Source organism: Stenotrophomonas sp. IS26 (genome assembly GCF_054188265.1).
Genome location: NZ_JBSZJV010000011.1, coordinates 66,102 through 80,902 on the forward strand (window position 1 = coordinate 66,102; position 14,801 = coordinate 80,902).

Consider the following 14,801-nt stretch of genomic DNA (forward strand, 5'->3'; position numbering starts at 1 on the left):
CGTGCTGTTTGATGTGCACCTCACGACGATGTGAAAAAGGTTTCGTCTGAATGCGTGGTTTTGTCAGCCATCGTTCATTTAAAGCGCTTTTTACGCTTTCAAATGAAAGTAAAAAATTTGAAAAGTCATTAGACTCCCGCCCCCCACGTCGTGGTGTGTTGTTCCCCACGCCGCCCCAACGGGCGAATGTTTTTACAGAGAAAGAGAAACGCACGGATGTATTTGAAGACCAATCCGCTGCGCAACGCGATCGCCATCGCGCTTGTCGCCAGCTGCAGTGCCCCCGCCTTCGCACAAAGTGCCGATGACGGCACCACCAACCTGGATCGCATCGAGATCACCGGCTCGCGCATCCGCCAGGCCAGTGTCGAATCGGCCCAGCCGGTCGTCGCGCTGAACCGCGCCGAGATCGAGAAGAAGGGCTACGTCAACGTCGCCGACATCCTGCAGGACGTCACCGCCGCCGGCTCGCCGAGCATGAGCCGTGCCTCCTCGCTGGAATCGGGTCGCGACTTCGGCGGCATGTACGTGAGCCTGCGCAACCTGGGCCCGGAACGCAGCCTGGTGCTGATCGACGGCCGCCGCATGGGCGTCAGCGCCGGCGGTTACTCCGATCTGGCCTCGATCCCGTCCTCGATCGTGGAGCGCGTGGAAGTGCTGACCGACGGTGCCTCGGCCCTGTACGGCTCGGACGCCATCGCCGGCGTGGTCAACATCATCACCCGCAAGAACTTCGACGGTGCCGAAGTCAGCGCCTACGTCGGCCAGTACAGCGAAGGCGACGGCCAGAAGACCGCCTACAGCGCGACCTTCGGCAAGACCTTCGAGCGTGGCTGGGTCACGGTGGGCGGCGAGTACACCGACGAAGATCCGGTCCTGGGCGGCGCACGTGAGTTCACCGCGTACCCGAATGGCCCGCGCCACACCGGCGACGGCCTGAGCGGCGTCACGCCGTGGGGCTACGCGACCGTGGATGGCAAGAACCTCAGCGTGGGCCCGGGCGGCGATCCGACCCAGCTGGGCAATTTCAAGCCGGCGGACAAGGCCAACGACGCCAACACCAAGACCAACATGAGCCTGGTCACCGGGCTGCAGCGCAAGTCGGTGTTCGCCAACGGTGGCTTCTCGATCACCGATGACCTGCGCCTGGTCGCCGATGCGCTGTACAGCGAGCGCGAGTCCAGCAAGCAGCTGGCCGGCTACCCGTACCAGAGCACCGGTTCGCGTGCGCTGCTCTCCAAGGACAGCGCGTTCAACCCGTTCGGCCGCGACGTTGCCTTCGCGCACCGCACCGAAGAGCTGCCGCGCGGTACCGAGAACAACCTGACCACCAAGCGCGCCAGCCTGGGCCTGGAAGGCAGCTTCGAGACCGGTTCGCGGTACTGGGACTGGAACGTCAGCTACATGTACAACCGCAACGAAGGCGAGCGCATCGGCACGGGCAGCATGTACCAGCCGAACGTGAACCAGTCGGTCGGCCCGTCGTTCCTGGATGCCAACAACGTCGCCCATTGCGGCAGCGTCGGCAACGTGATCGCCGGCTGCACCCCGTGGAACCCGCTGGCCCCGATGGGCTATAACGGCCCGGGCTCGCTGAGCAACCAGGACGTGCAGGACTTCCTGTTCACCCGCTTCACCGACACGATGCAGAGCACCACCAAGGTGGCCAGCGCGAACATCTCCGGCTCGCTGTTCAGCCTGCCGGCCGGTGACATCCTGGGTGCACTGGGTGTGGAGCACCGCAGTGAAGAAGCCAGCTACTCGCCGGACCTGATGGTCCAGAAGGGCCTGATCGCCGGCACCACCGGCCAGCCGACCCAGGGCGATTACTCGCTCAACGAGGTCTACCTGGAACTGCAGGTCCCGCTGCTGGCCGACATGGCCTTCGCGCGTGAACTGTCGCTGGACATGGCCGGTCGCTATTCGGACTACAACAACTTCGGCTCGACCACGAACACCAAGTTCGGCCTGAAGTGGAAGCCGATCGACAGCCTGCTGGTGCGCGCCACCTACGGCACCGGCTTCCGTGCGCCGACCGTGGAAGATCTGTACGGGGGCACCACCAGCACGCGCGATTCGTACACCGATCCGTGCGACACCAGCTTCGGCGCGGCCGCCAACAATCCGCAGGTCCTGGCGCGCTGCCTGGCCAACGGTGTCCCGGCCAACTTCCGCCAGCTCGCCGCTGACGGCACCGCCGCGACGGTACCGGGCCAGCAGGGTGGCACGGACTTCAGCTCGGGCTCCAACGCCGCACTGAAGCCGGAAACCGCCAAGACCTGGACCGTGGGCGTGGTCTACAGCCCGGAGTTCGTCTCGGGCCTGGACCTGAGCCTGGACTGGTGGAAGATCCGCATCAATGACGTGATCGTCGGTGAGTCGGCCACGGACATGCTCAACCAGTGCTACGTGCTGGGTGTGGATGCCGCATGCGACCGCTTCACCCGTGCCAAGTCGGGCCGCACCATCGGCCAGGTCAACGGTCTGGACCGCACGCTGTTGAACGCGGGCTATCAGGAAACGGCCGGCTATGACCTGTCGGTCCGTTACCGTCTGCCGGAGCTGGCGATCGGCAAGTTCGCGGTCTCCTGGAACACCACGTACGTGGATTACCTGGAGCGCAAGAACGACAACGTCGACACCACGCCGGTGCGTCAGTACACGGGCTGGGAAGGCAACTTCCGCGTGCGTTCGAACCTCAACCTGGACTATCAGTACGGCAACTTCGGCCTCGGCTGGACGGCGCGTTACTACTCCAGCATGAAGGAGAACTGTGCCTACACGACCGAGTGCAGCAATCCGGGCTTCAGTTCGGCGTACACGGGCCGCCAGGGCGTCAACAAGGTGGGTTCGAACACGTTCCACGATATCCAGGTGCGTTATGTGCTGCCGTGGAATGGCACGGTCTCGATGGGCGTGAACAATGTGTTCGACCATCAGGGCCCGATCATGTACAGCCAGCCGAACAGCAGTTTCACGTACTACGGTGGGTTCGATATCGGCCGCTACATGTACATGAAGTATCAGCAGCGTTTCTGATCGGGTTCGCCTGATCAACCTTTTCTGATCTGCGGCTTACTCTCTCCAAGCCGCTGAGTGGAAGTAAGACGGCGCCTTCGGGCGCCGTCTTTTTTTTGCGCTGACGTTTTTTGAGCGATGGCTTCTGGAGCGATGGCTTTTAGAGCAACAGCCTTTAGAGCAACAGCCTTTAGAGCAACAGCCTTCAGTGCTGGGCCAGCCCTGGCTTGGGCGGGCACGGGTGGGTTGTCGGGACCCGCTGCAAGTACGTCCATGTAAGCTCATATGCCGCCATCCATGGCGGCATATGGTCCCGCCAACCCACCCGTGCCCACCCTTTGACAGTGGGCTGGTGCGCAATGGAAAAGCGGCATCCCGGCTGCGGCTTTTGACCTGCTCGGCTTTTGACCTGCTCGGCTTTTGACCTGCTCGGCTTTTGATCTGCCCGGCGTTGATCTGCTCGGCGTTGATCCGCCCAGCTTGATGGGCAGGCTCAGGGGTTACTTTGCTCTGCCTCACAGACTCCGCTCCAGTTCGCTCGACCTGCTTGGATATCCTCTGTCTTGCGCTCTGTCTTGGCTACGCTTCGACCGGCGTGGCTTCCACCAGATCAGTACGCTCGGCGCTGCAGAAATAGCGCCGCAGTGCCCGGCCGCCCGCCGCTTTGACCTTGGCCACCAGCCCACTGTCGGAGGCGGGGTGTGGGTGGGTGTGCGGGACCATATGCCGCCATGGATGGCGGCATATGAGCCCCCATGGATGGGTTCACGGCGGGTCCTGCGCACCCACCCACACCCCGCCTGGCCAAGCAGCCCAGCAAACCAAGGCTCCGGCCTTCAGGCTTTTCAGCCTTCAGCGATTCAACGCACCAACCGCCCGCGACCGCCACACACCGTCGCCGATGAACAGCAGCAGCCCGGTCCAGATCGCCGCGAAACCCACCGCCTTGGCCGTATCGAATGGCTCGCGGAAAAAGAACACGCCCAACAACAACCCGATACTCGGCGCGATGTACTGCAGAATCCCCACCAGCGACAACGGAATCCGCTTCACCCCGTACGCAAACCCGATCAACGGCAACGCCGTCACCGCACCACCGAAGATCAACAACGCATCGGTGCGCCAGCCCCAGCCACTGAAGAACCCGCCGCCGTGCCCGTTCTCGCTCCACAGCGCAAACCCGATCGCTGGCAGGAACAGATACAGACTCTCCATCCCGAGCCCCGCCACCGGGTCCACCGAAATCATCTTGCGCAGCAGCCCGTACAGGCCGAACGAACAGGCCAGCCCCAGCGCGATCCAGGGCGGCGTTCCGGCATCGAAGGTCAGCCATGCCACCCCGAGGGCCGCGCAGCCCACCGCGAGCCACTGCAGGCGGCGCAGGCGCTCTTTGAGCACCACCACACCGAGTACCACGCTGACCAGCGGGTTGATGAAATATCCCAGGCTGGTCTCGATCACGTGCCCGGCGTTGATCGCCCAGATGTACAGGCCCCAGTTGAACGCGATCGCCACGCTGCTCAGTGCCAGCGTCGGCAGCGCGCGCGGCTGCGCGGCGATGGCCTTCCACCAGCCCAATCCGTTGCTCAGCAGCAGCCAGGCCACCACCAGCACCGTGCTCCAGATGATGCGGTGCGCGATGATCTGCTGCGACGGCACGGCCTTGAGCAGGTGCCAGTAGACCGGCACCAGGCCCCACAGGGTGAAGGTGAAGGCAGTGATCGCGAACCCGCGGCGTTGTTCCTGCACGCTGTGGTGGGTGGGCAGGCTCACTTCGCGCGCGTCCGGGCCAGGGTCAGCACCACCACGCCGGCCAGGATCACCGCCATCGCGAGGAAGTCGCGGCCGCCAAAATGCTCGTTGCCGATGATCACGCCCAGGATCACCGCGATCACCGGATTGACGTAGGCGTAGCTGGCCACCAGCGCCGGGCGCACGTTGTGCAGCAGCCACACGTAGGCGGTGAAGGCGACGATCGAACCGAACATGCACAGGTAGGCCACCGCCAGCAGCCCATTCATGCTGGGCAAGGTAGTCGGACGTTCGCCACTGAGCAGGCCGAGCACGATCAGCATCGCGCCACCGCAGAGCATCTGCCCGGCGGCGGTCATGAACGGGCTGGGCAGATCCAGGCCGCGCGCCCAGATCGAGCCGAAGGCCCAGCCGATCGGGGCGATCAGCAGCAGGATCAGGCCCTGCGGCGTAGCGGTCAGGCTGCTGCCGGCGTTGAGCCAGACGACGCCGAGGAAGCCGATCGCGATGCCCAGCCACTCGCCACGGCTGGCGTTCTGCCCGCGCATCGCGCCGAACAGGGCCATCCACAGCGGCACCGAGGCCACCGCGGTCGCGGCCAGGCCCGAGGACACCGTGCGCTCGGCCAGTACCACCATGCCATTGCCCAGCACCAGCATGGTCAGGCCCATGATCGCCAGGTTGCGCCACTGGCGCTTGGTCGGGGCAGGCGAGCCACGCCACCGCAGCACGAGGTACATCAGCGAACCGGCGATGATGAACCGGCCCCCGGAAACCATCGTCAGCGGCAGCGCGCCGCCCTCCAGCGCCAGCCGGATCCCGAGATAGGTGGACCCCCAGACCACGTACACCAGCAGCAGCGCCAGGACGACCAGGCCGCTGCGGGGAGCGGCCGACGGGGATTCGGGTAGGACGGCCATGGGCCACCACGGTGCGGGGGAACACGAATTCTAGGCCGTTGCCGATGGCGCGGCACCCATTGTGCTGGCACGCTGATTTCACCGGGCCGCATCGTGATGCCTGACACGCACCCGTTTTTGACGTGCGGTAAGGTAACAAGAGCAATCCACGCTTCCCCGCCAGGACCCCCTACCCTGTATGAGTACATCCGTCCCCGCCACCGCGGCACCTTCTGACCGGGCCGCCCTGCGGCGTTCCATCTCCAATACCCTCAAAGGCTCGGCCGGCAATCTGGTCGAGTGGTATGACGTCTACGTCTACTCGGTCTTCGCGGTCTACTTCGAATCCCAGTTCTTCTCGGCCGCCGACAAGAACTCCACGATGTACGTGTGGGCGATCTTCGCCGCCACCTTCCTGATGCGCCCGATCGGCGCGTGGTACTTCGGCCGCTTCGCCGACCGCTACGGCCGCCGGCTGGCGCTGACGGTGTCGGTCACGATGATGGCCGCCTGTTCGTTCCTGATCGCGATCACCCCGACCGCCTCGCAGATCGGCATCTGGGCGGCAGTCATCCTGCTGTTCGCGCGCCTGCTGCAGGGCTTCGCGACCGGGGGTGAATACGGCACCAGTGCGACGTACATGTCCGAGGCCGCCCTTCCCGGCCGCCGCGGCTTCCTGTCCTCGTTCCACTACGTCACGCTGGTCGGTGGCCACGTGCTGGCGCAGCTGACCCTGCTGGGCATGCTGACCTTCTGGGAGAAGCCCGAGATCTCCGCCTGGGGCTGGCGCGTGGCGTTCGGCATCGGCGGTGTCGCGGCGATCGTGGTGTTCTGGCTGCGCCGCAGCATGGACGAATCGTTGCAATCCGATTCCATCGAGGCCGCACGCGATGGCCGCGCCAAGGCCTCCGGCTCGATGCGTGAGCTGTTCGTCAACCAGTGGCGTCCGCTGCTGCTGTGCTTCCTGATCACCGCCGGCGGCACCGTCGCGTTCTATACCTATTCGGTCAATGGGCCGAAGATGATCCAGAGCGCATTCGCGGGCGATGACGTCATGACCGGGACGATGATCAACCTGGGCGTGCTGACCTTCCTGATGGTGCTGCAGCCGATCGGCGGCTGGCTGTCGGACATGGTCGGGCGCAAGAGCCTGCTGGTGTTCTTCGGCATCGGCGGTGTGCTGTACAGCTGGTACCTGATCACTGAACTGCCCAACCAGCACGATCCGTTCATGGCCTTCCTGGTGCTGGGCATCGGCTTCGTGATCCTGACTGGTTACACCTCCATCAACGCAGTGGTCAAAGCCGAACTGTTCCCGACCCATGTGCGCGCACTGGGCGTGGGCTTTGGGTATGCGATGGCCAACTCGCTGTTCGGTGGTACCGCGCCGCTGCTGTACCAGGGCGCGCTGAAAACCGGCCAGGTCGGCATGTTCGCGGTGTACGTCACGGCGATCATCGCCGTATCGCTGGTGGTCTATATGTTCTTCCTGACCAACAAGGGCCCGAACTGGCTTGATGGCACGCGCAAGTAACCGCCGCACCCCCCACCCCGCGATCGCGCGGGGTGGGGGGATGCTCGCGATGCTGGTCCCGGGGTTCGCCCAGGCCAGCACCGCGGCTCATGCAATCAGCGCCCCTGCGGGCGCTGCATTGTTTTGGGGGGCTGCCCTGCTCGCCGCCGGCACGACCGTGGCGTGGGTGCTGGGGCGGCCATCGGCGCAGGCCCGCTGGCCGCGGATCGGTTTCGGCCTGGCGCTGCTGGCGGTGATGGTCGTCCTGGCACTGCAACTGGCGGCCGACCTCGGCAGCGGTCACAGCGCGCTGCAGCTGCGTTTCGGCCGGCATGCCGCCAGTGCCGACACCCAGCCGACGCGGTTCGGCTGGATGATCGCCTGTTACCTGGCCGCGCTCGCGGCCAGCGGCTGGGGCGCCTGGCGCCTGTTGCGGCGGCGCTGAGCGCCGCCGACGGTCGCCTCAACGGCGCGCCGATTCACTCTTCTCGCGCTCGGCGCGGAACTCGGACCCTTCTTCCCACTGCGGCCAGCGACGGCTGTTGGCCAGCTCTGCGCCCAGGTCGTAGACCAGCAGGGTATCGGCGGCGTGGCCGCTCGGATCCCAGCTCGGGATCCATGCATCGCAGGCCTGGTGATAGCAGGCAGCGAAGTAGGCATCACGCAGCTCACGGCCCTTCTCGATCCCGCCCTCACGCATGTCCAGCCCCGGGCCGATGGTGATCGCCGGCACGCCGAGGCGGGCGAAGGCGAAGTGGTCGGCGCGGTAGAAGAAGCCCGCTTCCAGGTTCGGATCCGGCGAATAGGTCCGGCCACGGGCCTTGGCCACACGCTCCAGGTCCCCTTCCAGCGAGACCCGGCCCTTGCCCCATGAGGCGATGTCGCGGGTCGGGCCATCCGGGCTGAACATCTCGATGTTCAACACGGCGGCGGTCTTGTCCAGCGGGGCCAGCGGGTGCGCGGCGTAGTAGCTGGCGCCAAGCAGGCCTTTCTCTTCGGCGGTCAGCGCCACGAAGTACAGCGTGCGCTGCGGCTGCGGGCCGGCGGCGAAGACACGGCCCAGCTCCAGCACGGTGGCCACGCCGGTGGCGTTGTCGATCGCACCGCGACGGATGCGGTCACCCTTGGCATCGGGCTGGCCGATACCGAAGGCATCCCAATGCGCGGAGAAGATCACCGCTTCATCGGCATGTGCGCCGCCGGGCAGCTTGGCCACCACGTTGCGGGTGATCACCTGCTCGCGCTTGAGCTTGAAGTCCACCGAGAGCTGCGCATCGCCCAGCGCAACCGGCTTGAAGGCCGGGGTCATCGCGCGGCGCTTCTCGGCCTCGAAATCCAGGCCCGCGTCGCGGAACAACTGCTCGGCCAGGCTGCGCTGCATCCAGCCGCGCACCGGCACGTGCTGGGCCAGCGCCTGCTCGCGGGTGCGTTCGATATCGAACAGCGGCGAGGTGCCCGAGCTCTTCACCGTGGCCCAGCCATACGCGGCCGGCGCGGTCTCGTGCACGATCAGCACGCCCTGCGCACCGCGGCGGGCGGCTTCTTCGAATTTGTACGTCCAGCGGCCGTAGTAGGTCACGGCCTTGCCATCGAACGCGCCCGGCTGGTCGGCCTCGAAATCGGCGTCATTGATCAGCACCACGGCGATCTTGCCGTGCAGATCGACGTCCTTGTAATCGTTCCAATGGCGCTCGGGCGCATCGATGCCGTAGCCGACGAACACCAGCGGTGCGTTCTTGATCGCCACCGCATCCTGCGGACGCAGGCTCTGCAGGGTCACGTCCTCGCCATTGGCCAGGGCGCGCTGCTTGCCCTTCTGGCGCAGCTGCGCGCGCACCGGGCCATCGACCTGCGCGCGCACCATCGGCACCGGCTGCACCCAGCTGCCGTCGACGCCGCCGGGCTGCAGGCCGTACGTCTTGAATTCCTCGATCAGGTACTGGACCGTGCGCTCTTCCCCCGGCGTGGCCGGCGCGCGGCCTTCGAACGCGTCCGAGGCCAGGATGCGGACATGCCGCGACAGGGCCTGTGGATCGATGCCGCCACCAGGCAGGTCATTGGCGGCGTGGGCCAGGCCGCCCACGAACATGCAGGACGACAGCAGCAGCATGCGCATCGGATTCACGGCAGACACCAGGACGGAAAACAGGACACCGGAGTGTAACGTGACACCTCCGTGACCGTGCACTAGCGCCGATCGCGATCCAGCCAGCAGGCCAAGCCCTGCGCGTTGAGTTCGATGTCCATCGCCAGCACCCGGGTCACCGCCTCATCATCGAGCGGGCAGCCATGCGCCTGCGCGCGTTCCAGGTACAGCGCGGTCAGCGCCGCGACCAGGCAGCGATGCCGATCCGGCCGACCATCGCATTGGCGACCGATCTCGACCATCGCATCGATCTGCTCGACAAGATCCGCCGCCAGTTTCCGGGGCGGCGCCACGCGCCCGTAGTGGGTCAGGTACATGGCCTGTGGATCGTAGGCCAGCATCTTCGCGATCGACTGCTTCAGCGGCTCGGGATCGAATTGCACCGGCGATGATGTCGGCACGATGAAGGCCCCCTGCACGCTGTCCAGCTCGCGGTAGGACAGCCCGAAGGTATCGCCGGTGAACCAGCTGCGGCTGCGCACATCCCACACGCACAGGTGATGACGCGCGTGCCCGGGCGTATCCACGCACAGCAGCGGGCGGCCGGCCAGATCCACGGTGTGGCCATCCTCGGCAATCACCACCCGGTCGGCAGCCACCGCCAGGATCGGCCCATAGCTGCGCGCGATCTCCGCTTCGCCATAGACCTCGGTGGCCCCGGCGATCAGGCGGGCCGGGTCGATCATGTGCGGCGCACCGCGCGGATGCACCACCAGTGTGGCGTTGGGCAGCTGCTGCATCAGCAGGCCTGCGCCGCCGGCATGATCCAGGTGCACGTGGGTGAGGATCAGCCACTCGACCTGCTCGGGCGTGCAGCCGGCGCGCGCCAACGCGGCGAACATCGCCGGCACGGCCAGGCCGGTACCGCAATCGATGAAGGCCGCCCGGCCATTCTCGACGATCAGGTAGGCGGCGTCGAAATCATCGCGCTGGAACGCGGTGTCGATCGTATGAATGCTGGGCTCGGAGTGCATCAACACATCCCTGGCACGAAACGCCTCCATCTTACGTCCATCAGTGCAGCGGCTTCGATGCGGCTTTGGTCGCAGTCGCGCTCAGCAGTGGCCCACGCAGCAGCACCGCGGCCACCATCACCGCCAGGAACGCACCGTAGGCATAGAGCACCGCCAGCACCTGTCGCCAGATCGGTCCGGCATCGTTCTGGACCACGCCGATGTGATGGCCCCACAGCATCGCCAGGATGCTCAGCACGAAGGCCAGCACCAGCGCGGCACCATCGAACAGGCGGCGCGCGGTGCCACGCGGCTGGCGCGGAAACAGCCAGTACAGCGTGCCCAACAACACGAACCAGGGCAGGAACAACAACAACGACAACCAGGCCATCGCAGTCTCCCGTGCAGGAACACGCCCCTGCGGCGTGCAGGGGCATCATGCCACAGCCCGGTTGCCGGCCCGCCGCTGGCGTTACTCGCGCAGCGCCTGCAAGGCGGCCAGCACTACGTCCACTTCGGCCTCGAGCTTGAACAGCTCACTCTGCAGGCCGTCGCCATGTTCGGTCTGCTTGAGCACGCCGATCAGCTGGCCGGCGTCACGCGGCGAATCGAAGCCCTCGCTCTGGATCAGCAGCGTGCCATCACTGGCCTGCAGCTTGAAGTAGAAACGGCCATCCTGTTCGCGGTACTGCTTGAACAGCGGCGGTGCAGCGCGTGCGGCCCCGCTTTCTTCACTGGGCACGTCACCGGCGGTGGAGAGATCGCGCAGGCCGACCGCATGACGCAGCTCCTTGAGCAACGGCACGGCGAACTGCTCGCGCAACTGCTGGCCACCACGACGCAGCAGCGCCTCGATTTTTTCCGGCTCGGCCATCAGCGCGTCATAGCGCTCGCGCAGCGGGGTGATCTCGCTGTCGATGCGCTCGAACAGCTGCTGCTTGGCATCGCCCCAGCTGATGCCCTCGGCGAAGGCCTGCGCGAACGCCGCAGTCTGCTCCGGGGTGGCGAACGCCTGGTACATCTGGAACAGCGCCGAGCCTTCGGTGCTCTTGGGCTCGCCGGGTGCGCGCGAATCGGTGAGGATCGAGGACACCAGCTTCTTCAGCTCCGCGCGCGGGGCGAACAGCGGAATGGTGTTGTGGTAGCTCTTGCTCATCTTGCGGCCGTCCAGGCCCGCCAGCGTGGCGACCTGCTCATCGATCACCACCTCCGGCAGCGGGAAGAACGCCTGGCCGTAGACATGGTTGAAGCGCTGCGCGAAATCGCGCGCCATCTCGATGTGCTGGATCTGGTCGCGGCCGACCGGCACCCGGTTGGCCTTGAAGATCAGGATGTCGGCGGCCATCAGCACCGGGTACATGAACAACCCCGCGCTGACCCCGGCGTCGTCATCCAGCTGCTCCTCGCGGTTCTTGTCCACGGCGGCCTTGTAGGCGTGCGCGCGGTTGAGGATGCCCTTGCTGGCGATCACGGTCAGGAACCACATCAGCTCGGTGGTTTCCGGGATGTCGCTCTGCCGGTAGAACCACACCTTGTCCGGATCCAGCCCGCACGCCAGCCAGCTTGCCGCGATCTCCAGCGTGGAGCGCTGGGTGCGCTCGGGCTCCTGCGCCTTGATCAGGCTGTGCAGGTCGGCCAGGAAGAAGAAGCTCTCGATATCCGAGGCCTGGCTGGCGGTGATCGCCGGGCGGATGGCGCCGACATAGTTGCCCAGGTGGGGCGTGCCGGAGGGGGTGATGCCGGTAAGAACGCGGGTCGTCATGGGGGAATCAGTGCTGACAAGTGAACCGCCCCAGTTTACCTGCCCGCGCTCGACCCCGTTGGCCCAGGCCGTCCGTTTGATCCTGCACCTGCCCTGCGGAGCCTTCCCATGAAAGACCTGATCCTGCCCATGCTTGCCGTGTTGGCCCTGTGCGGCTTCAAACCGGCGCTCCCGCTGCGTCATGACACCGGTCCGGTCCACCTGACGGTGATCGACCGCGACAGCGGCCAGGCCCTGACCCAGTACCGCCAGGACGGCCAGCGCTGGATCGCGGGGCAGCAGGGCCACCGTTACAGCGTGCGCCTGCGCAACGGCAGCGCCGAGCGTGTGCTGGTGGTGCTCTCGGTGGATGGTCTGAATGCCATCAGCGGCGAGGTGGCCGCGCCCCACCAGACCGGTTACGTGCTCAACCCGTGGCAGACCACCGATATCCACGGCTGGCGCAAATCCGCCGACGAAGTCGCGCAGTTCGTGTTCACCGATCCGGACCGCAGCTACGCCGGCCGCACCGGGCGCCCGGCCAACATCGGCGTGATCGGCGTGGCGGTCTTCCACGAAGCCGGACGCGTGTCCTGGGAAGCCGCCCCCGCCGTGGCGGGCCCGGCCGATGCCAAGGCGCGCCCCCAGGCGCGGTCATCTACCATTGAGAGCGCCCGCGTGACCGGTTCCACCACCGCGCCGGCACCGCAACTGGGCACCGGGCATGGACAGCGCGAGCAGTCGCGGGTGCGCAACACCGCGTTCGAGCGCGATACCGCTTATCCGGCGCAACAGGTGCAGGTGCGCTACGACAGCGAACGCAATCTGGTGGCACGCGGCATCATTGCGCGGGTGAACGCGCCAGTGCGTGACGAGCCGCAGGCCTTCCCCGGCCAATACGTGCCCGATCCGCCGCTGCATCGCCGCCGCTGATCGCCAACGCACCCCAACAAAAACGGGCCGCTCTCGCGGCCCGTTCCGGTTTCAACCCCGACGGCGGCGCCGTCGTCACGGATCACCCTCAGTGGTAATCCGGATAATCCTTGCGCATGGCCGCTTCGAAGTCGCGGACTTCGGTTTCAGCACGGTCGCGTGCCCAGCCATAGCGTTCCTGCAGGCGGCCTGCGAGGTACTCGGCGTTGCCTTCGGCCACCTTGAAATCGTCGTCGGTCAGGTCGCCCCACTTGGCCTGCGCCTTGCCCTTGAGCTGCGTCCACTTGCCGGAAATGATGTCTTTGTTCATGGGTTCGCTTCCTCGATTGCAACGGCCATCTCGCCGTGGGATCAGAATGCGCCCGCCCGCGTTGGCGTGCGGTCAAGCGGCGATGAAGCGCACACTCACGAGCTTGAATGGATTCACCACCGCGCACGTTGCACAGTCATTGTTGGACATGAAAAAGGCCGGGAATCCCCGGCCTTTTTCGTTGACGCCTGATCCGTGGATCAGTTGCCCTTGGCAGCGCCTTCGACCGTTTCACCGGCCTTCTGCACGTCCTTGCCAGCACCAGCAACGGTGTTGCAGCCGGACAGCATGGCGACCGAGAACATCGACAACAGCATCAGTGCGATAACACGCTTCATAGGGTTCTCCTGGTTGATCAAATTCAATACCGGAATCCGGTCCCGCCTGTCAGATGAGCACGCCAGCGCAACTCCTCTTCCTGACCTGCCGCGCCGTGGGTCGAAACACACGGCGCCGCGTGACGTGCAATCTGGCGGGAGAGGCGTGCAGCGGATGTGAATGCAGGAAAACGCTGTTCAGCCAGAAGTTCTCAATCGCGCATCAGCGTCGATTTTCCGAACAGGCTTTCGACCAGATCCACCGCCAGTTCCGCGGTGGCATTGCGGTTGTCCAGCAACGGATTCAGCTCGACGATGTCCAGCGAGCCCATGCGCCCGGTGTCGGCGATCATCTCCATCACCAGCTGCGCTTCGCGGTAGTTCACCCCGCCAGGCACCGTGGTGCCGACGCCGGGTGCAATGCTGGGGTCCAGGAAATCCACGTCGAAGCTGACGTGCAGGTGCGTGTTGGCATCGATGCCGGCCAGCGCAGCCTCCATCGTGCGCTTCATGCCGGCTTCGTCGATGTAGCGCATGTCATAGACATCCACCTGGTGCTGCTTGATCAGGCGCTTCTCTTCCTGGTCCACCGAGCGGATGCCGATCTGGTGCACCTGCTGCGGGCGGATCGCCGGTGCGTCACCGCCGAGGCGGGTCAGCGCGTCCGGGCCGAGCCCGCACAGGCAGGCCACCGGCATGCCGTGCACGTTGCCCGACGGGGTGACCTCGCTGGTGTTGAAATCCGAATGCGCATCCAGCCAGAGCACGCGCAGGTCCTTGCCCTGCTCGCGGCACCAGCGCGCGACCGCGGTGATCGAGCCGATGCCCAGGCAGTGGTCGCCGCCGAGCATGATCGGCATGCGCCCGGCCTGGAGTTCGCCGTAGGTCGCGTCCATCAGCGCGCGGTTCCAGGCCACGACTTCGTCAAGATGGCGGTAGCCCTGCACCGGTGCCGTCCACGGGTTGCGCGGACCGGCCAGGTTGCCAAGATCGCGTACCTCCACGCCACGCGCGGTGAGCGCGTCACCCAGCCCGGCGATGCGCAGGGCGTCCGGTCCCAGACCCGCGCCACGGTGGCCCGCCCCGATATCGGTGGGCACGCCAATCAGGGAAACCGGGGAATACATCGCCATCGCTGTTGCCTCCGTTGCAAAGAGGACCAGCATAGCCAGCGCGGCGTGATACGACTCGCGGCGCTGCAGCAGTCGTTACCGACCTG

14 protein-coding genes are annotated in these 14,801 nt (G+C 65.9%); 4 read left to right on the forward strand and 10 right to left on the reverse strand.

Annotated features, from left to right (window positions below; translation table 11 throughout):
* The first annotated feature begins 216 nt into the window (after positions 1-216).
* On the forward strand, positions 217-3,039 hold the full coding sequence (locus tag ACW6W5_RS11400; protein WP_152152891.1) for a TonB-dependent receptor plug domain-containing protein: 2,823 nt from the start codon (positions 217-219) through the stop codon (positions 3,037-3,039).
* A gap of 558 nt (positions 3,040-3,597) precedes the next feature.
* Here the strand turns inward: ACW6W5_RS11400 and ACW6W5_RS11405 are convergent.
* The 3 genes from ACW6W5_RS11405 to yedA all read right to left on the reverse strand — a co-directional run bounded on the left by ACW6W5_RS11405 (position 3,598) and on the right by yedA (position 5,690).
* Positions 3,598-3,741, reverse strand: coding sequence for a hypothetical protein (locus tag ACW6W5_RS11405; RefSeq protein WP_193222802.1), 144 nt, complete (start codon positions 3,739-3,741; stop codon positions 3,598-3,600).
* Positions 3,742-3,870: 129 nt separating this feature from the next.
* Positions 3,871-4,791, reverse strand: a complete 921-nt coding sequence (rarD, locus tag ACW6W5_RS11410; protein WP_152152893.1) for an EamA family transporter RarD — start codon at positions 4,789-4,791, stop codon at positions 3,871-3,873.
* Entirely contained in the window at positions 4,788-5,690 is a 903-nt protein-coding gene (yedA, locus tag ACW6W5_RS11415) for a drug/metabolite exporter YedA (protein WP_121044205.1), read from the reverse strand. Before yedA ends, rarD begins: the two co-directional genes overlap by 4 nt.
* Before the next feature lie 178 nt (positions 5,691-5,868).
* Here yedA and ACW6W5_RS11420 point away from each other — a divergent pair, with 178 nt between their 5' ends.
* Positions 5,869-7,203, forward strand: a complete 1,335-nt coding sequence (locus tag ACW6W5_RS11420) for an MFS transporter (protein ID WP_152152894.1) — start codon at positions 5,869-5,871, stop codon at positions 7,201-7,203.
* Positions 7,204-7,243: 40 nt separating this feature from the next.
* Positions 7,244-7,627: a hypothetical protein gene (locus ACW6W5_RS11425; protein ID WP_226956645.1), complete on the forward strand. Its 384-nt coding sequence runs from the start codon at positions 7,244-7,246 to the stop codon at positions 7,625-7,627.
* Positions 7,628-7,645: 18 nt separating this feature from the next.
* On the opposite strand, the gene ACW6W5_RS11430 is transcribed toward ACW6W5_RS11425, so the two are convergent.
* From ACW6W5_RS11430 to ACW6W5_RS11445, 4 genes are all read right to left on the reverse strand, one after another.
* Positions 7,646-9,298, reverse strand: coding sequence for a M28 family metallopeptidase (locus tag ACW6W5_RS11430; RefSeq protein WP_152152967.1), 1,653 nt, complete (start codon positions 9,296-9,298; stop codon positions 7,646-7,648).
* Between the two features lie 71 nt (positions 9,299-9,369).
* Positions 9,370-10,302 (reverse strand): MBL fold metallo-hydrolase, encoded by a 933-nt coding sequence (locus ACW6W5_RS11435; protein WP_152152896.1) that lies wholly within the window; start codon positions 10,300-10,302, stop codon positions 9,370-9,372.
* Between the two features lie 40 nt (positions 10,303-10,342).
* Complete coding sequence (locus ACW6W5_RS11440; RefSeq protein WP_121044217.1) at positions 10,343-10,672, reverse strand: hypothetical protein; 330 nt, start codon at positions 10,670-10,672, stop codon at positions 10,343-10,345.
* 81 nt (positions 10,673-10,753) lie between these two features.
* A complete protein-coding gene (locus ACW6W5_RS11445) occupies positions 10,754-12,043 on the reverse strand; it encodes a tryptophan--tRNA ligase (RefSeq protein WP_152152898.1) in 1,290 nt (429 codons plus the stop codon).
* Between the two features lie 108 nt (positions 12,044-12,151).
* Here ACW6W5_RS11445 and ACW6W5_RS11450 point away from each other — a divergent pair, with 108 nt between their 5' ends.
* Complete coding sequence (locus ACW6W5_RS11450) at positions 12,152-12,955, forward strand: hypothetical protein (RefSeq protein WP_152152900.1); 804 nt, start codon at positions 12,152-12,154, stop codon at positions 12,953-12,955.
* 88 nt (positions 12,956-13,043) lie between these two features.
* On the opposite strand, the gene ACW6W5_RS11455 is transcribed toward ACW6W5_RS11450, so the two are convergent.
* The 3 genes from ACW6W5_RS11455 to rocF all read right to left on the reverse strand — a co-directional run bounded on the left by ACW6W5_RS11455 (position 13,044) and on the right by rocF (position 14,715).
* On the reverse strand, positions 13,044-13,265 hold the full coding sequence (locus tag ACW6W5_RS11455; protein ID WP_019185523.1) for a CsbD family protein: 222 nt from the start codon (positions 13,263-13,265) through the stop codon (positions 13,044-13,046).
* Positions 13,266-13,465: 200 nt separating this feature from the next.
* Complete coding sequence (locus tag ACW6W5_RS11460; RefSeq protein ID WP_019185522.1) at positions 13,466-13,603, reverse strand: entericidin A/B family lipoprotein; 138 nt, start codon at positions 13,601-13,603, stop codon at positions 13,466-13,468.
* Between the two features lie 191 nt (positions 13,604-13,794).
* Positions 13,795-14,715: an arginase gene (rocF, locus tag ACW6W5_RS11465; protein ID WP_121044225.1), complete on the reverse strand. Its 921-nt coding sequence runs from the start codon at positions 14,713-14,715 to the stop codon at positions 13,795-13,797.
* Between the last annotated feature and the right edge of the window lie 86 nt (positions 14,716-14,801).